The sequence below is a fragment of the Streptomyces sp. 891-h genome, from assembly GCF_022760275.1.
Taxonomy (GTDB): domain Bacteria; phylum Actinomycetota; class Actinomycetes; order Streptomycetales; family Streptomycetaceae; genus Streptomyces; species Streptomyces spirodelae.
Genome location: NZ_CP050693.1, coordinates 2034463 through 2058986, shown reverse-complemented (window position 1 = coordinate 2058986; position 24524 = coordinate 2034463). Strand labels below are relative to the sequence as shown.

The 24524-nt window shown below is 70.4% G+C and carries 22 protein-coding genes and 1 riboswitch; of the genes, 15 read left to right on the top strand and 7 right to left on the bottom strand.

Going from position 1 to position 24524, the window contains the following annotated elements; translation table 11 throughout:
• Nucleotides 1-39: 39 nt before the first annotated feature.
• From tsf to HC362_RS08565, 8 genes are all read left to right on the top strand, one after another.
• Entirely contained in the window at nt 40-876 is an 837-nt protein-coding gene (gene tsf, locus HC362_RS08600) for a translation elongation factor Ts (protein WP_243083317.1), read from the top strand.
• Nucleotides 877-1071: 195 nt separating this feature from the next.
• Nucleotides 1072-1827, top strand: a complete 756-nt coding sequence (gene pyrH / locus HC362_RS08595; protein WP_243083316.1) for a UMP kinase — start codon at nt 1072-1074, stop codon at nt 1825-1827.
• 234 nt (nt 1828-2061) lie between these two features.
• Nucleotides 2062-2619: a ribosome recycling factor gene (gene frr, locus HC362_RS08590; protein ID WP_209267741.1), complete on the top strand. Its 558-nt coding sequence runs from the start codon at nt 2062-2064 to the stop codon at nt 2617-2619.
• Between the two features lie 39 nt (nt 2620-2658).
• Complete coding sequence (locus tag HC362_RS08585; protein ID WP_243083315.1) at nt 2659-3867, top strand: phosphatidate cytidylyltransferase; 1209 nt, start codon at nt 2659-2661, stop codon at nt 3865-3867.
• A gap of 69 nt (nt 3868-3936) precedes the next feature.
• Complete coding sequence (gene rlmN / locus HC362_RS08580) at nt 3937-5043, top strand: 23S rRNA (adenine(2503)-C(2))-methyltransferase RlmN (RefSeq protein WP_243083314.1); 1107 nt, start codon at nt 3937-3939, stop codon at nt 5041-5043.
• A gap of 93 nt (nt 5044-5136) precedes the next feature.
• Nucleotides 5137-5253, top strand: a riboswitch (TPP riboswitch).
• Nucleotides 5249-6325, top strand: coding sequence for a thiamine ABC transporter substrate-binding protein (locus HC362_RS08575; protein WP_243083313.1), 1077 nt, complete (start codon nt 5249-5251; stop codon nt 6323-6325). It overlaps the preceding riboswitch by 5 nt.
• A 197-nt stretch (nt 6326-6522) precedes the next feature.
• The gene (locus tag HC362_RS08570) at nt 6523-8169 is read left to right on the top strand and encodes an iron ABC transporter permease (protein ID WP_243088437.1); all 1647 of its coding nucleotides are present in this window, start codon (nt 6523-6525) and stop codon (nt 8167-8169) included.
• Nucleotides 8170-9210, top strand: a complete 1041-nt coding sequence (locus HC362_RS08565; RefSeq protein ID WP_243083312.1) for an ABC transporter ATP-binding protein — start codon at nt 8170-8172, stop codon at nt 9208-9210. It abuts the gene before it with no gap.
• Here the strand turns inward: HC362_RS08565 and HC362_RS08560 are convergent.
• The 4 genes from HC362_RS08560 to HC362_RS08545 all read right to left on the bottom strand — a co-directional run bounded on the left by HC362_RS08560 (nt 9188) and on the right by HC362_RS08545 (nt 13219).
• Nucleotides 9188-10441 carry a hypothetical protein gene (locus HC362_RS08560; RefSeq protein ID WP_243083311.1) on the bottom strand — a complete coding sequence of 418 codons (1254 nt, stop codon included), beginning with the start codon at nt 10439-10441 and terminating at the stop codon, nt 9188-9190. The genes HC362_RS08565 and HC362_RS08560 overlap by 23 nt on opposite strands.
• Nucleotides 10423-11202 (bottom strand): ATP-binding cassette domain-containing protein, encoded by a 780-nt coding sequence (locus HC362_RS08555; protein ID WP_243083310.1) that lies wholly within the window; start codon nt 11200-11202, stop codon nt 10423-10425. The genes HC362_RS08560 and HC362_RS08555 overlap by 19 nt, the downstream gene beginning before the upstream one ends.
• Before the next feature lie 137 nt (nt 11203-11339).
• Nucleotides 11340-12746 carry an aspartate aminotransferase family protein gene (locus tag HC362_RS08550; protein WP_243083309.1) on the bottom strand — a complete coding sequence of 469 codons (1407 nt, stop codon included), beginning with the start codon at nt 12744-12746 and terminating at the stop codon, nt 11340-11342.
• A complete protein-coding gene (locus HC362_RS08545; protein ID WP_209267733.1) occupies nt 12731-13219 on the bottom strand; it encodes an Lrp/AsnC family transcriptional regulator in 489 nt (162 codons plus the stop codon). Before HC362_RS08545 ends, HC362_RS08550 begins: the two co-directional genes overlap by 16 nt.
• Nucleotides 13220-13389: 170 nt before the next feature.
• Between HC362_RS08545 and HC362_RS08540 the strand changes: the two genes are divergently transcribed.
• Entirely contained in the window at nt 13390-14823 is a 1434-nt protein-coding gene (locus tag HC362_RS08540; RefSeq protein ID WP_209267732.1) for a gamma-aminobutyraldehyde dehydrogenase, read from the top strand.
• Between the two features lie 87 nt (nt 14824-14910).
• On the opposite strand, the gene HC362_RS08535 is transcribed toward HC362_RS08540, so the two are convergent.
• From HC362_RS08535 to HC362_RS08525, 3 genes are all read right to left on the bottom strand, one after another.
• On the bottom strand, nt 14911-15276 hold the full coding sequence (locus HC362_RS08535) for a zinc-ribbon domain-containing protein (protein WP_243088436.1): 366 nt from the start codon (nt 15274-15276) through the stop codon (nt 14911-14913).
• A 73-nt stretch (nt 15277-15349) separates the two neighbouring features.
• Nucleotides 15350-16099 carry a glycerophosphodiester phosphodiesterase gene (locus HC362_RS08530; RefSeq protein WP_243088435.1) on the bottom strand — a complete coding sequence of 250 codons (750 nt, stop codon included), beginning with the start codon at nt 16097-16099 and terminating at the stop codon, nt 15350-15352.
• Nucleotides 16100-16128: 29 nt separating this feature from the next.
• On the bottom strand, nt 16129-17166 hold the full coding sequence (locus HC362_RS08525; protein WP_243083308.1) for an adenosine deaminase: 1038 nt from the start codon (nt 17164-17166) through the stop codon (nt 16129-16131).
• 118 nt (nt 17167-17284) lie between these two features.
• Between HC362_RS08525 and HC362_RS08520 the strand changes: the two genes are divergently transcribed.
• The 6 genes from HC362_RS08520 (at nt 17285) to HC362_RS08495 (ending at nt 24389) form a co-directional block, all read left to right on the top strand.
• Nucleotides 17285-18043 (top strand): DUF4190 domain-containing protein, encoded by a 759-nt coding sequence (locus HC362_RS08520; RefSeq protein WP_243083307.1) that lies wholly within the window; start codon nt 17285-17287, stop codon nt 18041-18043.
• A 351-nt stretch (nt 18044-18394) separates the two neighbouring features.
• Nucleotides 18395-19918, top strand: coding sequence for a gamma-aminobutyraldehyde dehydrogenase (locus tag HC362_RS08515; RefSeq protein WP_243083306.1), 1524 nt, complete (start codon nt 18395-18397; stop codon nt 19916-19918).
• A gap of 145 nt (nt 19919-20063) precedes the next feature.
• Entirely contained in the window at nt 20064-21305 is a 1242-nt protein-coding gene (locus HC362_RS08510) for a spermidine/putrescine ABC transporter substrate-binding protein (protein ID WP_243083305.1), read from the top strand.
• Between the two features lie 74 nt (nt 21306-21379).
• Nucleotides 21380-22576 carry an ABC transporter ATP-binding protein gene (locus HC362_RS08505; RefSeq protein ID WP_243083304.1) on the top strand — a complete coding sequence of 399 codons (1197 nt, stop codon included), beginning with the start codon at nt 21380-21382 and terminating at the stop codon, nt 22574-22576.
• Nucleotides 22573-23544: an ABC transporter permease gene (locus HC362_RS08500; protein WP_243083303.1), complete on the top strand. Its 972-nt coding sequence runs from the start codon at nt 22573-22575 to the stop codon at nt 23542-23544. Before HC362_RS08505 ends, HC362_RS08500 begins: the two co-directional genes overlap by 4 nt.
• The gene (locus HC362_RS08495; protein WP_243083302.1) at nt 23544-24389 is read left to right on the top strand and encodes an ABC transporter permease; all 846 of its coding nucleotides are present in this window, start codon (nt 23544-23546) and stop codon (nt 24387-24389) included. The genes HC362_RS08500 and HC362_RS08495 overlap by 1 nt, the downstream gene beginning before the upstream one ends.
• Nucleotides 24390-24524 lie beyond the last annotated feature (135 nt).

Sequence of the window (24524 nt, the reverse complement as noted above, 5' to 3'; positions counted from 1 at the left end):
GACTTTCTCACCGACTTTCCGAGAAGAGATTCACAGACCATGGCGAACTACACCGCCGCCGACGTCAAGAAGCTCCGGGAGCTCACCGGCGCCGGCATGATGGACTGCAAGAAGGCGCTGGACGAGGCCGAGGGCAACGTCGACAAGGCCGTGGAGATCCTGCGCGTCAAGGGCCAGAAGGGCGTCGCCAAGCGCGAGAGCCGTACGGCCGAGAACGGCGCGGTCATCGCCCGGATCGCCGACGACAACTCCGCCGGCGTGCTGGTCGAGCTGAAGTGCGAGACCGACTTCGTGGCCAAGGGCGAGAAGTTCCTCGCCGTGGCCGAGGCGATCGCCAAGCACGTCGAGGCCACCTCCCCGGCCGACATCGACGCGCTGCTCGCCTCCGAGATCGAGGCCGGCACGACCGTCCAGGCGTACGTCGACGAGGCCAACGCCACCCTCGGCGAGAAGATCGTGCTGGACCGCTTCGCGCAGTTCTCCGGCGCCTACGTCGGCTCCTACCTGCACCGCACCAGCCCGGACCTGCCCCCGCAGGTCGGCGTGCTGGTCGAGCTCGACGGGGCGAACGAAGAGATCGCCAAGGACGTCGCGCAGCACATCGCCGCCTTCGCCCCGGCGTACCTGACCCGCGAGGACATCCCGGAGGAGACGGTCGCCAACGAGCGCCGTATCGCCGAGGAGACCGCCCGCGAGGAGGGCAAGCCCGAGCAGGCCCTGCCGAAGATCATCGAGGGCCGGGTCAACGGCTTCTTCAAGGAGAACACCCTCCTCGACCAGCCCTTCGCCAAGGACAACAAGAAGTCCGTGCAGAAGGTCCTCCAGGAGGCCGGTGTCTCGCTGAAGCGCTTCGCCCGCTTCCGCGTCGGCGCCTGAGAGCCCGTTCCTGACGCATCCCGCAGGCCGGTTCTGTTCGCTCGGAGGTGGATACACCGAGCACCGCGCACAGAACCGGCACGGGCCCGATAAGGTCGGGCACAGGGCAGTTGTGACGAGGAGGCCATTGCCGCAGAGGGAACCGCGAGGATCCGACGGCAGTGGCCTCTTTCGTATGTGCACGAGGAGATCTCCATGACCAGCAATGACACCGGCAAAGACAGTGACCATCGGCGACGCTTCCTGCTGAAGCTCTCCGGCGAGGCGTTCGCCGGCGGCGGCGGACTCGGTGTCGACCCCGATGTCGTGCACAAGATGGCCCGGGAGATCGCCTCGGTCGTCCGTGACGGCGCCGAGATGGCCGTCGTCATCGGCGGCGGCAACTTCTTCCGCGGCGCCGAGCTCCAGCAGCGCGGTATGGACCGGGCCCGCTCCGACTACATGGGCATGCTCGGCACCGTCATGAACTGCCTGGCGCTCCAGGACTTCCTGGAGAAGGAGGGCATCGACTCACGCGTCCAGACCGCCATCACCATGGGCCAGGTCGCCGAGCCGTACATCCCGCTGCGCGCCATCCGGCACCTGGAGAAGGGCCGTGTGGTCATCTTCGGCGCCGGTATGGGCATGCCGTACTTCTCCACCGACACCACCGCGGCCCAGCGTGCTCTGGAGATCAACGCCGAGGTGATGCTCATGGGCAAGAACGGCGTGGACGGCGTCTACGACTCCGACCCGGCGCGGAACCCCGCGGCGGTGAAGTTCGACGCGCTCGAGTACGGCGAGGTCATCACGCGCGACCTCAAGGTCGCCGACATGACAGCGATCACCCTCTGCCGTGACAACAAGCTCCCGATCCTCGTTTTCGAGCTGCTCGCCGAAGGCAATATCGCCCGCGCGGTCAAGGGTGAGAAGATCGGCACTCTGGTGAGCAACCAGGGCACCCGGGTCTGAGCGGCCCCGTCGACGGCCTCGCGGTCCGGCGGAGCGGCGTCCGCCGGGATCGTCCGGCTCCGTCGGCAACACCGTGGCGTACGAACGGCCCGGTACGGGGATGGACAACAGCCTGCCGGTCGGACACCGTGCAGGAATCAGGGCACTGCGGGGGCCGGGGCTCCCGCGGGGCGGCCGTCAGCTCACAGCCCCGGATGAAGCAGTCAGGCTCATTCATCGAACCAGGAGCACGTGGTGATCGAAGAGACCCTCCTCGAAGCCGAGGAAAAGATGGAGAAGGCGGTCGTCGTCGCCAAGGAGGACTTCGCCGCTATCCGCACCGGCCGTGCGCACCCGGCGATGTTCAACAAGATCTTGGCGGAGTACTACGGCACGATGACGCCGATCAACCAGCTGGCGTCGTTCTCCGTCCCCGAGCCCAGGATGGCCGTGGTGACTCCGTTCGACAAGAGCTCGCTGCGCAACATCGAACAGGCCATCCGCGACTCGGACCTGGGCGTCAACCCGTCGAACGACGGCAATATCATCCGGGTGACGTTCCCCGAGCTGACCGAGGAGCGCCGTCGGGAGTACATCAAGGTCGCCAAGAGCAAGGGCGAGGACGCCAAGATCTCCATCCGCAGCATCCGGCGCAAGGCCAAGGAGACCATCGACAAGGCCATCAAGGACGGCGAGGTCGGTGAGGACGAGGGCCGCAGGGGCGAGAAGGAGCTCGACGACACCACTGCCAAGTACGTCGCACAGGTGGACGAGCTGCTCAAGCACAAGGAGTCCGAGCTGCTCGAAGTCTGAGCCCACCGTCTCAAGGTCCGAGGTCGAAGGCTGCAATCTGTGAACGACTCATCCTGGGGAGCGCCGCAACCGGACGCGGGGAACGCCCGGTACTGGGGTCCGCCCGAGCCGGGCCACGCCACCCCTTCGGCGATGCCCCGCCCGGGCGATGGTCACCTGTCCGCCCACGACGTGACCGGCACCGTGCACGATGTGGGCGGCGGCGCGTCGCAGACTCAGCGTATGCCCATGGTGTCCGACCCCGGGAGCCCCGGTGACGCGTCAGACGGCCACGAAGGCCGCCACCGTCGCCACGGCCCCGGTTTCACAGGCCCCGCCGGTCCACCCGGCGGCCCGCAGCCGAACGACCCGAACGGGGCGGAAGGCGCCTCCCGGCAGCCGGGCGCCCCGTCGCCCGCGCCCTCCGGAGAGAGCAGGACGGGCCAGGGCAAGAAGCGCGCCGGCCGGGATCTGCGCGCCGCCATAGGGGTCGGCCTGGGGCTCGGCGTGGTCATCCTGGCTGCGCTCTTCTTCTACAAGCCGGTCTTCCTCGGCGTCATCGTGCTGGCGGTCGTCGTCGGGCTGTGGGAGCTGACCTCGCGGCTGCGGGAACGCAAGAGCATCAGAGTGCCGCTGGTGCCGCTGGCGCTCGGCGGCGCGGCCATGACGGTCGCCGGATACGTACGGGGCGCGGAGGGCGCGTGGGTGGCCATGGCGCTCACGGCGCTCGCCGTACTGGCGTGGCGGATGACCCAGCCGGCGGCCGACTATCTGCGGGATGTGACCGCGAGCCTCTTCGCCGCCTTCTACGTCCCCTTCCTCGCCACCTTCGTCGCCCTGATGCTGGCCGCCGACGACGGGCCGAAGCGGGTGCTGACGTTCCTGATCCTCACCGTGGTCAGCGACACCGGCGCCTACGCGGTGGGCTGGCGCTTCGGACGGCACAAACTGGCGCCCCGGATCAGCCCCGGCAAGACCCGCGAGGGGCTGATCGGCGCGGTGACGTTCGCCATGGTGGCGGGAGCGCTGTGCACCCAGTTCCTGATCGACGGCGGAAGCTGGTGGCAGGGCCTGCTGCTGGGCCTGGCGGTCTCGGTCAGCGCCACCCTGGGCGACCTGGGCGAGTCGATGATGAAGCGGGACCTGGGCATCAAGGACATGGGCACCTTGCTGCCGGGACACGGCGGCATCATGGACCGCCTCGACTCGCTGCTGCCGACCGCTCCGGTGGTGTGGCTGCTGCTGGTGATCTTCGTCGGCGCGGGCTGAGCGTACCTGGTACCCGGCCCCGCAGCCCGGGGCCGGGGACGCCCGCGGGTCTGCGACACTGGTGAAGTTATGCCTGCCCCTGGAGAACTCACGTTCGTCGCCCCGCGCGGCGCGAAGAAGCCGCCCCGCCACCTCGCCGACCTCTCCCCCCAGGAGCGCCGGGAGGCGGTCGCCGAGATCGGTGAGAAGCCGTTCCGCGCCAAGCAGCTCTCGCAGCACTACTTCGCGCGGCTGGCGCACGCCCCTGAGCAGTGGACCGACATCCCGGCCGCCGCCCGGCAGAAGCTCGCGGACCAGCTGCTGCCCGACCTGATGAGCGTGGTGCGGCACATCAGCTGCGACGACGACACCACCCGCAAGACGCTGTGGCGGCTGCACGACGGGACGCTCGTGGAGTCGGTGCTGATGCGGTATCCGGACCGGGTCACCATGTGCATCAGCTCGCAGGCCGGATGCGGGATGAACTGCCCGTTCTGCGCCACCGGGCAGGCGGGTCTGGACCGGAACCTGTCCACCGCCGAGATCGTCCACCAGATCGTCGACGGAATGCGCGCCCTGCGGGACGGCGAGGTGCCGGGGGGACCGGCACGGCTGTCGAACATCGTCTTCATGGGCATGGGCGAGCCGCTGGCCAACTACAAGCGGGTGGTCGGCGCCATCCGGCGGCTGACCGACCCCGAGCCGGACGGCCTCGGGCTCTCCCAGCGGGGCATCACCGTCTCCACGGTCGGCCTGGTGCCCGCGATGCTGCGCTTCGCCGACGAGGGCTTCAAATGCCGGCTGGCGCTCTCCCTGCACGCGCCCGACGACGAGCTGCGTGACACCCTCGTCCCGGTCAACACCCGCTGGAAGGTGCGCGAGGTCCTGGACGCCGCCTGGGAGTACGCGGCCAAGTCCGGGCGCCGGGTCTCCATCGAGTACGCGCTGATCAAGGACATCAACGACCAGGCGTGGCGGGCCGACCTGCTGGGCCGGCTGCTGAAGGGCAAGCGGGTGCACGTCAACCTCATCCCGCTCAACCCGACCCCCGGCTCCAAGTGGACGGCCTCCCGGCCCGAGGACGAGGCGGAGTTCGTGCGGACGCTCGAATCGCACGGTGTACCGGTGACTGTGCGGGATACCCGGGGCCAGGAGATCGACGGTGCGTGCGGTCAGCTCGCGGCGACCGAGCGCTGACCTCTGACATCTGGCTTCCGGCCGCTGATCTCTGGCCGAAAAGGCCCGACTGATAGTGTTCGAACGGGCCGCACCGGCGGCCCGCCAAAACCGAACAGCCGACAGGGGAGCGCTCACAGCGCTGAGAGTGCGACCGTACGCCCCGTACGCGTCGCAGACCCTCGAACCTCGCCCGGGTCATGCCGGGTAGGAAGTCGATGCACTGATGATGAAGCACGCGCGGCGCGCTGCCGCCGCCACCACTGCTGTCCTCACCCTCGCCCTCCTCGCCACCGCGTGCGGTGGCTCCGGTGACAGCGGGGACCCCAAGACCGTCCGACTGGTCACCCACGACTCGTTCGCCGTCTCGAAGTCCGTGCTGAAGGACTTCGAGAAGCGCAGCGGCTACAAGGTCAAGGTGCTGCGAGGCGGGGACGCCGGGGCCGCCGTCAACCAGGCGGTGCTCAACAAGGGCAACCCCCAGGGCGACGTCTTCTTCGGCGTCGACAACACCCTCCTCTCGCGCCCCCTCGACAAGGGCGTCTTCACCTCCTACAAGGCCAAGGGGCTCGACAAGGTCCCCGAGCGGCTCCAGGCCGACCCGGACAAGCACCGGGTCACCCCGGTCGACACCGGCAACGTGTGTGTCAACTACGACCGGGAGTGGTTCGCCGACAAGAAGCTCGACCCGCCGCGCACCCTGCGGGACCTGACCAAGCACCGCTACAAGAACCTGCTGGTGACCGAGGACGCCGCCAACTCCTCGCCCGGCCTGGCGTTCCTGCTGGCGAGCGTCACCGAGTTCGGCGAGAAGGACTGGCAGGACTACTGGAAGAAGCTGCGCGGTAACGGGGTGGAGGTCGCCGGCAGCTGGGAGCAGGCCTACAACGACCGCTTCACGGGCTCCCGCGAAGGCAAGGGCAAGGGCGACAAGCCCCTGGTCGTCTCCTATGCCTCCAGCCCGCCCGCCGAGGTCATGGGCGTGAAGAACCCGCCCGAGCAGGCGCCGACGGGTGTCGCCAAGGGCACGTGCTTCCAGCAGACCGAGTACGCCGGGCTGCTCGACGGCGCGAAGAACACCAAGGGCGGCAAGGCGCTGCTGGACTTCCTGCTCAGCAAGCGGTTCCAGGAGGACCTGCCGCTGAAGATGTTCGTCAGCCCCGCCCGCGCGGACGCCGAGCTGCCGAAGCTGTTCACCAAGTACGGCGAAACGGTCGACGACCCGGCCACCCTGGACCCGAAGAAGATCGCTGAGCACCGTGAGCAGTGGATCAAGACGTGGACCTCGCTCGCGGTGAAGTAGCGGGCCCGGGCTCTTCCGCCCCCTCGGGCTCTTCCGGCGCCCAGGGCACCTCCGGCACCCCGGAAGTGCCTGGGGCGCCGGATCCCTCAGGTCTCACGGGCCTGCCCGCCCCCTCGCCGGGAGAGGCCGTCCCCTCGCCGGGAGCGGCCGCCGCTGTGCCGCGCCGCCGGGGCGCAGGCTGGGTGCGGCTCGCGCTGATGGCCGTACCGATGGCCTTCTTCGCGGTCTTCTTCGGCTACCCGGTGGTCGCCATCGTGGGGCGCGGGCTGCGCGAGGGCGGACAGTGGCAGCTCGGCCGGATCGGGCAGGTGCTGAGCGACCCGGACATCCTCCAGGTGCTCTGGTTCACGCTCTGGCAGGCCGCCGCCTCGACGGCGTTGACGCTCGCGCTGGCGCTGCCCGGCGCGTATGTGTTCGCACGGTTCGACTTTCCGGGCAAGCGGCTCCTGCGTGCCGTGGTGACAGTTCCGTTCGTTCTGCCGACCGTGGTGGTCGGCTCCGCCTTCCTGGCGCTGGCCGGACGCGGGGGAGTGCTGGACGAATGGCTGGGTGTGCGGCTGGACACCAGCGTGTGGGCGATCCTGCTGGCGCACGTCTTCTTCAACTACGCGGTCGTCGTGCGCACTGTCGGCGGCCTGTGGTCCCAGCTGGACCCGCGCCAGGAGGAGGCCGCACGTGTGCTGGGAGCGGGCCGGTTCACCGCCTGGCGACGGGTCACCCTCCCGGCACTGGCGCCGTCCGTGGCAGCCGCCGCGCTGATCGTGTTCCTGTTCACCTTCACCAGTTTCGGCGTCATCCAGGTGCTGGGCGGCCCGCGTTACGCCACGCTCGAAGTGGAGATCTACCGGCAGACCGCCACCCTGCTGGACCTGCCCACGGCGGCTGTGCTGACGCTCGTCCAGTTCGCCGCCGTCGCTGCCCTGTTGGCGGTGCACGCCTGGTCGCTGCGCAAGCGCGAGACGGCGCTCAGTCTCGTTCCCGCTGAGCACACCGCACGGCGTCCGGCCGGTGCCCGCCAGTGGACGCTGCTGTGCTCGGTGCTGGGGGTGCTGCTCCTGCTGACCGTCGTACCGCTGCTGGTGCTGCTCCAGCGGGCCTTCGAGGGGCCGGACGGATTCGGGCTGGCCTCTTTCCGCGCACTGACGGCACAGTCGGACAGTGCGACCTTTGTCGTCGCACCTCTCGCGGCCGTCGGCAACTCCCTGGCGTACGCCGCCGTCGCGACCGCCATCGCCCTGGTGGTGGGCGGGCTGGCCGCCGCCGCGCTCACCGTTCCGCGCTCCCGGTTCCGCTCGAACGAGGGGACCTCCAGGGCGGAACGGCTGGTGCGTGGTTTCGACGCCCTGCTGATGCTGCCGCTGGGCACCTCGGCCGTCACTGTCGGCTTCGGCTTTCTCGTCGCACTGGACGAGCCCCCGCTCGATCTGCGGTCGAGCTGGATCCTGGTGCCCCTGGCGCAGGCGCTGGTGGGCGTCCCGTTCGTCATCCGCACCATGCTGCCCGTGCTGCGCGCCGTGGACGTACGGCTGCGCGAGGCCGCCGCCGTGCTGGGCGCCTCACCGCTGCGCGCCTGGCGTGAGGTGGACCTCCCGCTGGTACGGCGGGCGCTGTTGGTGGCCGCCGGGTTCGCCTTCACCGTCTCGCTGGGCGAGTTCGGCGCGACAGTGTTCATCGCCCGCCCCGACACCCCCACCCTGCCGGTCGCGGTGGCCCGGCTGCTGGGCCGCGCGGGGCAGTCCAGCTACGGCCAGGCCATGGCGCTGAGCACCATTCTGATGCTCGTCTGCGCGGGCGTGCTGCTCGCGCTGGAGCGCGTACGGACCGAAGGTCAGGGGGAGTTGTAGATGCTGCGGCTTGACGGTGTGACCGTGCGCTTCGGCGAGCGGACGGCGCTGGACGCGGTCGATCTGGAGGTGGCCGAACACGAGACGGTGTGCGTACTCGGGCCCAGCGGCAGCGGCAAGTCGACCCTGCTGCGCGTCGTCGCCGGTCTCCAGCAGGCCGACGCGGGCCGGGTGCTGCTGTCGGGACGCGACCAGACGGGGGTGCCCGCGCACCGGCGGGGCGTCGGCCTGATGTTCCAGGACCACCAGCTCTTCCCCCAGCGCGACGTCGCGGGGAACGTCGCCTTCGGTCCGCGTATGCACCGGGCGGGCCGCGCCGAGACCGAGCGCCGCGTCGCCGAACTGCTGGAGCTGGTCGGGCTGCCGGGCGCCGGCCGGCGTGCCGTGACCGCGCTGTCCGGAGGCGAGCAGCAGCGCGTCGCGCTGGCCCGCGCGCTCGCGCCCGAGCCGAGGCTGCTGATGCTGGACGAACCGCTGGGCCAGCTCGACCGTGGCCTGCGCGAACGCCTCGTCGTGGAGCTGCGCGGCCTCTTCCAGCGGCTGGGCACCACCGTTCTCGCCGTCACACACGACCACGGGGAGGCGTTCGCACTCGCCGACCGTGTGGTGGTGATGGAGAACGGGCGCATCGCACAGACCGGCACCCCGCTGGAGGTCTGGCAGCGCCCGGCCTCCCCGTTCGTCGCCCGCTTCCTGGGCTTCCGCAACATCGTCCAGGCCACCGTGCACGGCGAGACAGCCGCCACCGTCTGGGGGAAGCTCCCGGTCCCCGAGGGCACCCCGCAGGGCAGCACGCTGCTGCTCGTCAGGCCGGGCGGGGTGCTGCTGCGCGCACCCGAGGAGGGGCTGCGCTGCACGGTGGAGGCCCGGACGTTCCGCGGCGGTGACGCGTCCACGGTGACCGCGCTGCTGCGCCCGGACGAGGGACCGGCACTGGAAGCCGCCTGCACCCTGCGGGACGCGCCGGAAGAGGGCGCCGAAGTGGGTGCCCTCTTCGACCCGCGCGAGGTCGTCGCGCTCAGTGCGGAGGCAGCGCAGTGAACATCCCGGCCAGCACGGCCGGCCCCGCGAAGACCACCGAGGTGACGCAGGCGCGCAGCAGCGTCACCGCACGCACCAGCCCCTGGGGCGCCCCGATCCGCTCCAGCAGCCCCCGCAGCGGCGCGCGGGCTCTCCTGGCCCTGACCAGCGCGGCCAGCGCCGCCCCGGCGACGCAGCACCCCGACAGCGCCACCGAAGCGCCCACCAGCGGCCCCGGCAGGACGGCTGCCCCGGCATCGGTGAGCCGCGCCCGGACGAGGGCCACGAGGGCCGCCCCGACCGCGCTCAGCGCACCCAGTTCGCGCCCCAGGAAGGGCGCCTCACGGATCAGCGTGCGCCCCGTCAGCAGTCGTACCGGTCCGGGCCGCACGGCGCCCAGCAGCCGCCCGCTCAGCATCACCAGACCGGGACCGGCCAGCACCAGCCCGAACGCGGCGAGCAGCCACCCGGCGGCCAGCGGTGAGGCCGCCACGTCCTCAGCGGGGAACGTCCAGCCTCCCAGCCCGGGGGAGCCGCCGGCGGCCGCGTCACGGGCCGCGTAGGCCGCCAGCAGCAGCCCACCGGCGGTGAGCACGGCACCGACGAGCAGCCCGACCCGGCAGGAGACCTTCCGTGGCTCGGTGGTGGCGCGGGTTTCGGACCCGGCTCCGGCCGCGGAGGCCGCGGCCGCCGCTCCGGTGTCCTCCGTTCCTGTCCACGGCCGCGGGGCGCCGGGCCTGGCTCCCCAGGCGGCCGCGAGGGCGGCCAGCAGCGGCACGGTGCTCAGCAGGGTGGCGGCAGCGGGTGTGGGCAGCGACAGCTCGGGCAGTGGGAGCCGCGCCAGGGCGTCGGGCAGCTGCGGCACGGTCAGCACGCCGGAGCTGCCCGCGATGCCGCTCCGCGCGGCCACCAGCAGTGCTGCCGCGCTGCCCGCGACGGCGGGCAGGGCGGCGGTACGCGCGACCAGCAGCGGCAGGCGCGCCGGCCCCAGTCCGGCCGAGTCCAGCCCGCAGCGGGCCTCGGTGCCCGGCTCCGTACGCGCGAGGGCCGCGGCCAGGTGCGCGGTGACGGCGAGGGGGACCAGGCACCACGCGAGCCGTACCAGCGCGGCGGCCCGCTGGTCGGGGTTGTCCAGGGCGAAGGAGAGCGTGGCCAGCAGGAGCAGCCCCAGTCCTGCCGAGGCGCACACCAGCAGCAGCCGGAGCAGGAGTGCCAGGGGTGGCGCCGCGAGGGTCAGACGGAGAGTGAGCACGCTGCCGCGCTTTCTGAGCCCGCGGGGACGGCGGCCGGGGTGCCGGGGGGCGGGGTGCGCGCCCGGCGGCCGTCGGTGAGCCCGACGATGCGGTCGGCGAGCGCGGCTCCGGTCGCGTCCGCGGTGCGTGCCGCTTGGTCGAGCGTGAAGTCGTGGCTGGCCAGCAGCACGGTGATGCCGTGTGAGCGGGCCGCCGCGCTGAGCGCCCGCAGCACCTGGGCCCGGTCGCTCTGGTGCAGCGGTGCTGTGGGCTCGTCGGCGAAGAGCACGGTGGGGGAGTGGACCAGGGCGCGTGCGACGGCGACACGCTGGCGCTGTGCCTGGCGCAGTGCGGAGGGAGGTTTGCTCGCGCAGTCGCCGACATCGAGCCGCTCCAGCCAGGCGTGCGCCGCGCTGCGGGCGGCGCGGTAGCTGCTGCCGTGCAGCAGGAGGGGGAGTGCGGCGTTCTCCCAGACTGTGAGTTCCGGGACGAGGCGTGGGCTGCTGTCGATCCAGCCGAAGCGGTGCAGCCGCAGTCGCTCGCGCGCTGCCCTGCCGAGGGTGTGCACCGGGGCGCTGTTGAACCAGACCTCGCCCTTCAGGGGCAGCAGCTGTCCGGACAGACAGCGCAGCAGTGTGGTTTTTCCGCTGCCCCGGGGACCGGCGACGGCGACGATCTCGCCCTCCCTGACACCGATCGAGACGCCCTGCAGCGCGGGTGAACCGTCGTAGGCGTAGTGCAGTCCTCGCGCCCAGAGCACGTCGTCCGGCGGGGCGGCCATGGGGCACCTCCACTCAACATCGCGAGCCGTCATTCCCTCCGGAGGGTGAAACGAGGGGCGGGGGCATCGGTCACTTAACCGATGCCCCCGCCCCTCGTGCGGCCGTGCGCGCCTGCCGACCGGTGAGGCGCCGCCGGTTACAGCTTCGTCCACGCCTCCGTGAGCACGGCGCGCAGGATCTGCTCGGCCTCGTCGAAGACCTTCTGGTCGGAGATCAGCGGCGGGGCGAGCTGGACCACCGGGTCGCCCCGGTCGTCGGCGCGGCAGTACAGCCCGTTCTCGTACAGCGCCTTGGACAGGAAGCCGTACAGGACGCGCTCGGACTCCTCGTCCGTGAACGTCTCCTTGGTGGCCTTGTCCTTGACCAGTTCGATGCCGTAGAAGAAGCCGTTCCCGCGTACGTCGCCGACGATCGGCAGGTCGTGCAGCTTCTGCAGGGTGCTGTAGAAGTTGGCCTCGTTGTCGAGCACGTGCTGGTTGAGGCCCTCGCGCTCGAAGATGTCGAGGTTGGCCAGGGCGACGGCGGCCGAGACGGGGTGGCCGCCGAAGGTGTAGCCGTGCAGGAAGGTGTTGTCACCCTTGTAGAACGGCTCGGCGATGCGGTCGGAGATGACCGCGGCGCCTATCGGCGAGTAGCCGGAGGTCATGCCCTTGGCGCAGGTGATGATGTCGGGCACGTAGCCGAACTTGTCGCAGGCGAAGACCGTGCCCAGCCGGCCGAAGGCGCAGATGACCTCGTCGGAGACGAGCAGCACGTCGTACTGGTCGCAGATCTCGCGGACCCGCTGGAAGTAGCCGGGCGGCGGCGGGAAGCACCCGCCCGCGTTCTGCACGGGCTCCAGGAAGACCGCGGCGACGGTCTCCGGGCCCTCGAAGAGGATCTGCTGCTCGATCTGGTCGGCGGCCCAGCGGCCGAACGCCTCCGGGTCGTCACCGTGGATCGGGGCCCGGTAGATGTTGGTGTTGGGCACCTTGTGCGCGCCGGGCACCAGCGGCTCGTACGGCGCCTTGAGGGCGGGCAGCCCTGTGATGGCCAGGGCGCCCTGCGGGGTGCCGTGGTAGGCGACGGCGCGGGAGATGACCTTGTGCTTGAGCGGGTTGCCGGTCAGCTTGTGGTACTGCTTTGCCAGCTTCCAGGCGGTCTCGACGGCCTCGCCGCCGCCGGTGGTGAAGAACACCTTGTTCAGGTCGCCCGGGGCGTGGTGTGCCAGCCGCTCGGCCAGCTCGACGGCCTTGGGGTGCGCGTAGGACCAGATGGGGAAGAAGGCGAGGTCCTGGGCCTGCTTGTTGGCGGCCTCGGCCAGCTCGGCGCGGCCGTGCCCCGCCTGGACGACGAACAGGCCCGCCAGGCCGTCGAGGTAGCGCTTGCCGTCGGTGTCGTAGATGTAGACGCCCTCGCCGCGGGCGATGGTCGGAACCGGCGCCTGCTGGTACGACGACATGCGGGTGAAGTGCATCCACAGGTGGTCGTTCGCGGTGCGGGAGAGGTCCTTGCTCCCCTGACCGGCGTGACTGTCCTTGCTCACTGTTATCGCGTTCCCCATGTGTAGGTCTGCTTGCGCAGCTTGAGGTAGACGAAGCTCTCCGTCGACCGCACGCCCGGCAGCGTCCGGATGCGTTTGTTGATCAGTTCGAGGAGATGGTCGTCGTCGTGGCACACGATCTCGACCAGCAGGTCGAACGAGCCCGCCGCGATCACGACGTAGTCGACCTCGTCGATCTCGGCGAGCGCGTCGGCGACCGGTTCGACGTCCCCGTCGACGGTGACGCCGAGCATCGCCTGGCGCATGAAGCCGACGGTGAGCGGATCCGTCACGGCGACGATCTGCATGACGCCCTGCTCCTGGAGCTTCTGGACGCGCTGCCGCACCGCCGCCTCCGACAGGCCCACGGCCTTGCCGATGGCGGCGTACGGACGCCGTCCGTCCTCTTGGAGCTGTTCGATGATTGCCAGGGACACGGCGTCCAGGGATGAGGAGCCGCCTGTCTTCTTCGAGTCGCGAGCCACGGTTGCCACTGTGCATGAGACATCCTCCGTCCCGCAACCCTGGAGCGATGTAATCCGCAGACAATCGGGCGACTAAACACTGATTCCGTTGTTCGGTGGCGTTGGGCATATCGAAAACGTTGCCCGGCCGGTTAGGGTGGCAGTCTCACCCAATGGACAACGGAGCAGGAGGGGTGCAAGTGACCACCGAGCTGCGTCGACTGCGCAACTACATCGACGGGGAGTTCAGGGACGCCGCTGACGGCCGGACCACCGAGGTGGTCAACCCGGCGACGGGTGAGGCGTACGCCACGGCGCCGCTGTCCGGCGCCGCCGACGTCGACGCCGCGATGGCGGCGGCCGAGGCCGCCTTCCCCGCCTGGCGGGACGCCACGCCCGGCACCCGGCAGCAGGCCATCCTCAAGATCGCGGACGCGCTCGAGGCGCGCGCCGACGAACTCCTGGCCGCCGAGTGCGAGAACTGCGGCAAGCCGCTGGAGCTGACCCGGCAGGAAGAGCTGCCGATGATGCTCGACCAGATCCGCTTCTTCGCGGGAGCGGCGCGGATGCTGGACGGCAAGTCCGCCGGCGAGTACATGGAGGGCCTCACCTCCTTCGTGCGGCGCGAGCCGATCGGGGTGTGCGCCCAGGTCGCGCCGTGGAACTACCCGGCGATGATGGCCGTGTGGAAGTTCGCCCCGGCGCTCGCCGCGGGCAACACCGTCGTGCTCAAGCCCTCGGACACCACCCCCGCCTCCACGGTCTTCATGGCCGAGGTGATGGGCGAGATCCTGCCCAAGGGCGTCTTCAACGTGGTGTGCGGCGACCGGGACACCGGCCGGCTGCTCGTCGAGCACAAGACCCCGGCGATGGCCTCGATCACCGGTTCGGTGCGCGCCGGTATGGAGGTCGCGGCCAGCGGTGCCAAGGACCTCAAGCGCGTCCACCTGGAGCTGGGCGGCAAGGCTCCCTGTGTCGTCTTCGACAACGCCGACATCCAGGCGGCCGTCGAGGGCATCAGGGACGGCGGTTTCTTCAACGCAGGGCAGGACTGCACCGCCGCCACCCGCGTACTGGTCCAGGAAGGGGTCCACGACGAGTTCGTACAGGCCCTCGCCAAGGCAGCCGCCGAGGTCAAGACCGGCGACCTGAGCGACGAGGACTGCTTCTACGGCCCGCTGAACAACCCCACCCACCTGGAGAAGGTCGAGGGCTTCATCGACCGCCTGCCCGCACACGCCAGGGTGGAGACGGGCGGCGAGCGCGTCGGCGACAAGGGCTACTTCTACGCGCCCACCGTCGTCTCCGGGCTCAAGCAGGACGACGAGATCATCCAGAACGAGGTCTTCGGCCCGGTGATCACCGTCCAGAAGTTCACCGACGAGGCGCAGGCGGTCCAGTGGGCCAACGACGTCGAGTACGCACTGGCGTCGTCGGTGTGGACGACCGACCACGGCACCGCGATGCGGATGTCCAAGGCGCTGGATTTCGGCTGCGTGTGGATCAACACCCACATCCCGCTCGTCGCCGAGATGCCGCACGGCGGCTTCAAGAAGTCGGGCTACGGCAAGGACCTGTCGATGTACGGGCTGGAGGACTACACGCGCGTCAAGCACGTGATGACGGCGCTGTGAGCCGACCCGCTCACTGAGAGCACGTACACATCGGGGCCCGCACCCTCTCGGGATGCGGGCCCCGTCGTACGTGCCCGGCGTCCCGCCTCAGGACTGGTACGGGTTCTGCGGCTGCTGCCCCGCGAACGGGTTGCCGCTCTGGGCGCCCGGCTGCGGCGGGACTCCGCCCATGCCCTGCTGCCCACCCGGCATGCCACCCGGAGCGGAGCCCTGGGTGGTGCCCTGGGCCAGCAGCTGCTCGGCCGACTCCTTGGAGATCTCCGTCTGCGCGCCGCAGAAGGTGCACTGGATCGAGTGCTTCGCAGGCGCGATCGGGAAGAGCGGGATGAAGAAGAGCGAGAACTTGGTCACGCGCTTGCGCAGCGGGTGCGCGGACGGGTTGCCGCAGAAGCCGCAGAGCAGGTTCAGCATGGCCAGCTGCACCAGCTTGCTGCTCGTACCAAAAATGATCACAGCGGTTTCCATTCACGAGTGCGTAGACAGCGCATACGAGCCAACCATCCGCAGACGCTCGCCGTAAGCCACTTCATGTAACAGCACTGCCCCAACTGGCGCTCCCGCTGCCGGCACTGCCCCGACTCCGGCGCCCCGGAGAGGATTCCAGCGCACTCACCAGGCGGGCGATGTGGTTGGTGGTGATCGCGTCGACGCCCATCGCGGCCAGCCTGCGCATGGTGCGTACCCGGTCGGCCGTCCAGGCGGAGACCAGCCGCCCTTCGGCGTGCGCACGGGCGACCAGCTCGGGGGTGAGCAGCCCGAAACGGTAGTTGAGCCAGCGGGGCCGCAGATCCTCCAGCAGCGTAGGACGCACCGGCGCCGCACGCTCCCAGGTGAGCGCCACCTCGGCGTCCGGATCCACGGCCCGCACCCGCCGCATCGCCTCCGGACCGCCGCAGTAGTAGACGCGCTCCGCGGCGTCCGCCTCGCGCACCGCGGCGACGGTGGCCCGTACGGCAGCCGGGTCCGGCAGATCGACCAGCGTGCGGACCCCCTGCGTGACTGCCAGCGCGTCGGTCAGCGTGGGCACTGCCTCCGCCAGCTCCGCCAGCCGCTCGTGGGTGAGCGACGAGAGGGGTACGTCGTGCCCCCACAGCCGCTCCAGCGTCCGGTCGTGCAGCACCACGGGCACCCCGTCCCGGGTCAGCCGTACATCCACCTCGACAGCGTCGGCGCCCGCCGCGACGGCGGCACGGAACGAGGGCAGGGTGTTCTCACGCGCCGCGAAGGGCGCCCCCCGGTGTGCCACCGCGGCCGGCCTGGCGCGGGGGCCGCCCAGCGGTGGCCCGGCTCCCTCGGCGCCCTCCGTCACCTCGTGCGCTGCCAGGTCGCCAGGTAGCTGTCGATCTCCTCGCACAGCCGGGCCTTGCCCGCGTCGTCCAGGAACGACACCTTCACCGCGTTCCTGGCGAGCGTGGCGATGCCGGGCGCGTCCAGGCCCAGCAGCCGCGCGGCGATGCCGTACTCGGTGTTCAGGTCGGTGCCGAACATCGGCGGGTCGTCGCTGTTGACGGTCACCAGGACCCCGGCCTTGGCCATCTCGGCGATGGGGTGGCTCTCCAGCGTCTCCACGGCCCGGGTGGCGATGTTCGAGGTGGGGCAGACCTCCAGCGGAATGCCGCGCTCGGCCAGGTGTTCCAGCAGCCTGGGGTCCTGGACGGCGCTGGTGCCGTGGCCGATGCGCTCGGCGCGCAGCGAGGTCAGCGCGTCCCAGATGGTGCCAGGACCCGTGGTCTCGCCGGCGTGCGGAACGCTGTGCAGCCCGGTGGCCAGCGCGCGGTCGAAGTAGGGCTTGAACTGCGGCCGCGGCACGCCGATCTCCGGCCCGCCGAGCCCGAAGGAGACCAGCCCGTCGGGTGCCATCTCGGTGGCGATCCGGGTGGTCTCCTCGGCCGCCTCCAGCCCCGCCTCGCCGGGGATGTCGAACGTCCAGCGCAGCACCACACCCAGCTCCCGCTCGGCGGCGCGGCGGGCGTCCTCGATGGCCTCCAGGAAGGCGCCGTCCGGGATGCCCCGGCTCACCGAGCTGTACGGGGTGACGGTCAGCTCCGCGTAGCGGATCGACTGCCGCGCCATGTCGCGGGCGATCTCGTACGTGAGCATGCGCACGTCTTCCGCGTCCCTGATGAGGTCGACGACCGACAGGTAGACCTGGATGAAGTGCGCGAAGTCGGTGAACGTGAAGTACTCGGAGAGGGCGTCGGCGTCCGCCGGGACGCCGGCCTCGGGATGGCGGGCCGCGAGCTCGGCCACGATCCGCGGCGAGGCGGAGCCGACGTGGTGCACGTGCAGCTCGGCCTTGGGCAGCCCGGCGATGAAGGCGGCCAGATCGGAAGGATGGGACAAGAGAGGCCTCCGGCTGAGTTGCGGGTCCGGATCATCGTAGGCGGCCGGGGCGGGAAGCGGTGTCCGAGATGCGGCATAGCATGAAGGACAGGGAACGGGAGGAGAGGAGAGGGACGCGATGGACAAGGGGGCAGGGCATCTGCCGCCTGCCGGAGCGCCCGGGCAGGCGAGTGGGGGGACGAGCGGCGGACACGGCGGCGGTCAGGGGGACGAGAAGCCGCCTCCGATACCGCCCGCGCCGGACGGCCCCGGCCGGTCCTACGGCGCACAGGCACCACCCATGTACGGCCCGCAGGGCGGCGCTGCCGCAGCGGGGGCCCAGGGGGCGCAGAGCGGATACGGCGGCGGACCGGGTGGCTATGGCGGCGGACCGGGTGGCCATGGAACGGCCGGCGGGTACGCGGGCTACGGCGGGCAGGCGGGATATGGGGGCCAGGCCGGCTATGGTGCCGGGCCCGGCCAGGCCGGTTACGGCGCCGGAGCGTACGCACCGTACGGATACGGGTACGGCTGGCAGGGGCCGCCGCCTCCGGTCGGCAAGTCGGTCGCGGCCATGGTGGTCGGCATCGCCAGCGTGGTGCTGGTCGTCACCTGCTGGGGCAGCTTCCTCGCCGTCTTCTCCTCCGTCGTCGCACTGGTGCTGGGCGTCAGCGCCCGGCGCGGAGTGGAACGCGGGGAGCTGGGCGGCAGCGGGCAGGCGACCGCGGGGTTCATTCTCGGGATCGTCGGGCTCGTGCTCTCGGTCGTGGTCAGCGTGCTGCTGATCCTCGGCCTGACGGTCTGGTCGGACGACTCCGAGGGCGGGTCGGGCGGCGGCGGTAGCGGCGACTCGTATGACGCGCGCGGCTCGCACGCCGTACTGGTGCTCAGGCGCTGAGCGTCCGCGCCTGCTCAACATGAGCGCGGCGCAGGAGGGTTGTGGCAGGGCGGCTTCTTCCGCGGAGGGCGGGAGGGGCCGCCCTTCGGCTGTCCCCCCCCCGCACGTGTGTGGCCCTGTCGCCCGGCGCCGCCGCAGAGCCGCAGCGGGCCTTCCCATCGCGCGGTGAAAGGTGCATCGGAGTATCGATTCCGTGGCGTAATCAAAAGATAACTACGGAATCCCTTGTTGGATGGTCGAACCCCTGTCAGGATCGGCTGCCAACAGTGGTCCGGGCAACGGTGCCGTGTCAGGTGAGCCGTGCTTCAGGACCACCGGAGAGGCCGTACGCCGCAGTGGTCAGGAGTCCCGATGGTCCAGCGCTTCGATGTGTCCGAACGGTTCGCCGCGGGCGCCCAGTACGTCGCGGGAAGGCTCGGTTCCGGAACGTCGGGCCGTTCGCACGCGGTGGTGGACCCGGCGACCGGCGAAGAGCTCTACGCCTTCGAACTGGCGAGCGCCGACGACGTCGACACCGCCGTCCGCGCGGCCGAGGAGGCGCTCCCCGAGTGGGCGGGCGCCACCCCGGCAGAACGCTCCGAGGCCATGCACCGCTGGGCGGCACGACTGGGCGAGCTGACGGACGAGTTCGTATACGCCGAGTCCCTCCAGTGCGGCAAGCCGGTGAAGCTGTCCGCCGAGTTCGACGTCCCCGGCTCCTTCGACAACGTCGCCTACTTCGCGGGCGCCGCCCGTCACCTCACCGGCACGGCCGCGGCCGAGTACAGCGGCGAGCACACCTCCTCGATCCGCCGCGAACCGCTGGGCGTCATCGGCTCCATCGCCCCCTGGAACTACCCGCTCCAGATGGCGGCCTGGAAGATCCTCCCGGCCGTGGCGGCAGGCAACACCATCGTCCTCAAGCCCTCCGAACTCACCCCCCTCACCTCGCTGATGTTCGCGCAGGCCGCGCACGAGGCGGGCATCCCGGCCGGAGTCGTCAACATCGTGACGGGCGCGGGCCGGGACGCGGGCGAGGCACTCGTCGCCCACCCCGGCGTCGCCATGACCTCGTTCACCGGCTCCACAGCCGTCGGCAGGCGGGTGGCCGAGATCGCCACCACGGCGTCCCGCGCCGCCAAGCGCCTCCACCTCGAACTCGGCGGCAAGGCACCGTTCCTGGTGTTCGACGACGCCGACCTCGATGCCGCGGCACACGGCGCGGTCGCGGGCGCGCTGATCAACACCGGCCAGGACTGCACAGCGGCGACCCGCGCCTATGTCCAGCGCCCGCTCTACGACGCGTTCGTCGCCGCCGTCGCCGACCTGATGAGCCAGGTACGCGTCGGCGACCCGTTCGACGCTCGGACGGACCTGGGGCCGCTGATCTCGCACGCCCAGCGCGACCGGGTGGCCGGCTTCGTGGACCGGGCCCGCTCCTACGCCACCGTCGTCACCGGCGGCGAGGCCCCCGGCGGTGAACTCGCCAAGGGCGCCTACTACCGGCCGACCCTGATCACCGGAGCGCCGCAGGACAGTGAGGTGGTCCAGCAGGAGATCTTCGGCCCCGTGCTCGTCGTCCTCCCCTTCGACACCGACGACGAGGGCCTCGCCCTGGCCAACGACACCCCCTACGGCCTCGCCGCCTCCGCCTGGAGCCGCTCCGTCTTCCGTACCGGCCGTGCCGCGCGGGAGCTCCAGGCCGGGTGTGTCTGGCTCAACGACCACATCCCGATCATCAGCGAGATGCCGCACGGCGGATACAAGGCCTCCGGCTACGGCAAGGACATGTCCGCCTACTCCCTCGAGGAGTACACGCAGATCAAGCACGTCATGTCGGAGACGACGGGTGCGGTGCGCAAGGACTGGCACCGCACCGTCTTCGGGGACCGCTGAGTCCGGACCCCGCCGAGCGCCTGCGCTGCCGCGCCTGCTCTTCGCTTCCCACCCCGCCGCTTCCCGTCCCCTCTCCGCTACGCCGAACCCCCCACACACCACCCCACACCCCCTTCCCCGTTCTCCTTCCAGGAAGGCGGTCCCCATGGACCTGTACGAAGGACTGCCGGAGCCCGTCGCCAAGGCGTGGGAACGCGGTCTGACCAGTGGCCGCGCCGCGATGTCCCGGCGCCGGCTGCTGAAAGCCGCCTCCCTCGCAGCGGCCGGCTCCACCCTCGCCGCCTGTGGCATACCGCCCGCCGCCGGCAACAAGGGCGGCGACGGCCCCGAGGACACTCCCGACCACTCCCGCGAGGAGAAGGTACTCAACTTCGCCAACTGGCCGCTCTACATCGACGTCGACGAGAAGAACAAGAAAAAGCGCCCCACCCTCGACCGCTTCGAACGACAGAGCGGCATCAAGGTCAAGTACGTCGAGGACATCAACGACAACAACGAGTTCTACGGCAAGATCAAGCCGCAGCTCGCCGCGGGCCAGGACACCGGCCGCGACCTGGTGTGCCTCTCCGACTGGATGGCGGGGCGGGTCATCCGCCAGGGCTGGGCGCAGCGCCTCGACCCGGCCCACCTGCCGCACGCGGTCACCAATCTGGAGGACCGCTTCCGCGCCGCGGCCCACGACCCCGGGCGCCAGTACAGCTACCCCTGGGCGGGCACCGCCTGCATCGTCGCGTACAACAAGAAGGCCACCAAGGGGAAGAAGGTCACCAGCGTCACCCAGCTGCTGGAGGACGAGTCCCTCAAGGGCCGGATATCCATGCTGACGGAGATGACCGACACGATCGGGCTGACGATGCTCGACATGGGGGTCGATTCCGAGCACTTCTCCGAGGACGACTTCGAGGCGGCCATCGCCCGCATCCAGAAAGCCGTCGACCGCAAACAGCTCCGCCGCTTCAGCGGCAACGACTACATGGACGAGCTCAACTCCGGCGACATCGCCGCCTGTCTCGCCTGGGCAGGTGACGTGGTACAGCTCCAGCTCGACAACCCCGATGTGGAGTTCGCCGTCCCGGAACGCGGCTACCTCTTCGGTACGGACGACCTGCTCGTCCCCGCCAAGGCCCGGCACCGCAGCAATGCCGAGGCGCTGATCGACTACTACTACCAGCCCAAGGTGGCCGCCGAGCTGGCCGCGTGGGTCAACTACATCTGCCCCGTCACCGGCGCCAAGGCCGAGATGGAGAAGATCGACAAGGAGCTGGCCGACGCCCCGCTGATCTTCCCCGACGAGAAGATGATCGCCAAGGGCAAGAACTTCCGGCCGATGAGCGCCAAGGAAGAAGCACGGTACGAGGAGAAGTTCTCCAAGCTCATCGGGGCCTGAGCCGCCCGCGTCCCTGCCCGCCGGGCCTGCTCCCCTCCAGCTGTGGGACCGGCCCGCCTCCCCGAGGACCGGCCATGACCATCACTCTTTCCGGTATAACCAAGACCTTCGGCGACTTCACCGCCGTCCATCCGCTCGACCTCACCGTCCCCGAGGGCTCCTTCTTCGCCCTGCTGGGCGCCTCGGGCTGCGGCAAGACCACCACCCTGCGCATGATCGCGGGCCTGGAGGAGCCGACGTCCGGCAGCATCCTGCTCGGCGACGACGACATCACCCACCTCCCGCCGCACAAGCGCCCCGTCAACACTGTCTTCCAGAACTACGCGCTCTTCCCTCATCTGGACGTCTCGGAGAACATCGCCTTCGGGCTGCGGCGCCGCGGGGTGAAGTCCGTGAGCAAGCAGGTCGCGGAGATGCTCGACCTCGTCCAGCTGGGCGATATGGCCCGCCGCAAGCCACGCCAGCTCTCCGGCGGACAGCAGCAGCGCGTGGCACTGGCCCGCGCGCTGATCAACCGCCCTCAGGTCCTCCTCCTCGACGAACCGCTGGGCGCCCTCGACCTCAAGCTGCGCCGCCAGATGCAGCTGGAGCTCAAGCGCATCCAGACGGAGGTCGGCATCACCTTCGTGCACGTCACCCACGACCAGGAAGAGGCCATGACCATGGCCGACAGCGTCGCCGTGATGTACGGCGGGCGCGTCGAACAACTGGGTCCGCCCGCCGAGCTGTACGAGAACCCCCGCTCCACCTTCGTGGCCAACTTCCTGGGGACCTCCAACCTGATCGAGGCGCAGGTGGTCTCCGGTGCCACCGCGGAGTCGGACGAGCTCCGCCTCCGGACGGTGGGCGACGACACCGCCCTGCGGCTGCCGGCCGCCCGCTGCGCCGTCGAAGGCGTGGAAGAGGGCGCGAAGGTGCTGGTCGGCGTGCGGCCGGAGAAGATTTCCCTCACCCACACCGACGGCCCGGACACCGCCTCCGGAAGCGCTGCGGAAGGCGTTTCCGCAGGTGTTCCCGCAGATGTTCCCGCTGGCGTTCCCGAGGGCCACAACCGGCTCACCGGGCGGATCACGGACGCCAGCTACCTCGGCGTCTCCTGGCAGTACCTCATCGAGACCCCGGCGTGCTCCGAACTCACCGTCTACGAGCAGAACGTGGCGCGGGACAGCCGTCTCACGCCCGGCGCGCACGTCGTACTCCACTGGCGCCCGGAGCACACCTTCGCGCTGGACGCGGCACAGGACGCGGCGGCGGGCGAGGAGGCCATATGACTGCCGTAGCGCCCCCCTCGCCCTCCGGTCCCGCATCCGCAGGCGCGGCGCCCCCGGCCGGGAAGGACCCCGACGGCGCGGTCACCGACGCCGGTGCCGGCCGGGCGCGCCGGAGACTGACCCCCTACTGGCTGCTGCTGCCCGCCGGGCTCTGGCTCGCCGTCTTCTTCGTCGCGCCGCTCTTCTACCAGGCGTCCACCTCCGTGCAGAGCGGCTCGCTGGAAGAGGGCTTCCGCGTCACCTGGCAGTTCTCGAACTACACCGACGCCCTCGGCACCTACGGCGAGCACTTCGTCCGCTCGTTCTGCTACGCGGCCGTCGCCACGGCGCTGTGCCTGCTCATCGGCTATCCGCTCGCCTACATGATCGCTCTGCGAGCCGGCCGCTGGCGCAACCTGGTCCTGGTCATGGTGATCGCGCCGTTCTTCACCAGCTTCCTCATCCGCACCCTGGCCTGGAAGACCATCCTGTCCGACGGCGGCCCGGTCGTGGGCGCCCTCAGCTCCCTGCACATCCTCGATGTGACCCACTGGCTGGGGCTGACCGCCGACGACCGCGTGCTGGCCACTCCGCTCGCGGTGGTGTGCGGGCTGACGTACAACTTCCTGCCGTTCATGATCCTGCCGCTCTACAGCTCGCTGGAGCGGATCGACACCTCGCTGCTCGAAGCGGCCCGTGACCTCTACGCCAAGCCGTCCACGACGTTCCGCAAGGTGACCTTCCCGCTCTCGCTGCCCGGCGTGGTGGCCGGCACCTTGCTCACCTTCATCCCGGCTTCCGGCGACTACATCAACGCCCAACTGCTGGGCTCCCCCAGCGAGCAGATGGTCGGCAACGCCATTCAGAAGCAGTTCCTCAACGTCCTCGACTACCCGACGGCGGCGGCGATGTCCTTCATCCTGATGGCGCTCATCCTGATCATGGTCAGCGTCTATATGCGCAAGGCGGGAACGGAGGAGCTGGTCTGATGTCCACCACCGCCCCGACCTCACCCCGAGCCGGCTCCCACGCGCCGGCCGCACCGGTGCGCTGGCTGCGCAGGAACGCCGTCGTGCTTGTCGGATGCGCGGCCCTGGCGTATCTGCTGGTGCCCAACCTGGTCGTACTGGCGTTCTCCTTCAACAAGCCTGCGGGCCGCTTCAACTACGCGTGGCGCACCTTCTCGACCGACGCCTGGACGGACCCCTGCGGCGTCGCCAACATGTGCGGCTCGCTGGGGCTCAGCCTGCGGATCGCGGTACTGTCCACGCTGATCGCCACGGCGTTCGGGACCTTCGCGGCCTTCGCACTGGCCCGCTACCGCTTCCGGGGCAAGAGCACCACCAACGCGCTGATCTTCCTCCCGATGGCCATGCCCGAGGTCGTGATGGGCGCCTCACTGGGCACCCTCTTCCTCAACACGCGCGTCCAGTTCGGGTTCGTGACCATCCTGATCGCGCACGTCATGTTCTGTCTGAGCTTTGTGGTCGTCGCCGTCAAAGCGCGGGTGATGAGCATGGACCCCCGCCTCGAAGAGGCCGCACGCGACTTGTACGCCGGGCCCTTCCAGACCTTCTGGCGGGTCACGCTGCCGCTCGCCGCGCCCGGTATCGCCGCCGGCGCGATGCTCAGCTTCGCCCTGTCGTTCGACGACTTCATCATCACCCAGTTCAACGCGGGGCCCTCGACGGTGACCTTCCCGATGTTCGTCTGGGGCGCGGCCCAGCGCGGTGTTCCCGTACAGGTCAACGTGATCGGCTCGGCGATGTTCGTGCTGGCGCTCGTCATCGTCCTGGGAGGCCAGATCGCGGCCAACCGCCGCAAGAAGGCCTGACCGCCGCGGATCGGTCCGAATACCGCCAAGCCCCCGAACTTGCCGGACCGCCCACCGCGAAGCCCGCGGGAACAGAGAAGAACGAAACGAAACCAGGAGCCGATGACCGTGAGCAGTACCACGAGGAGTCGATAA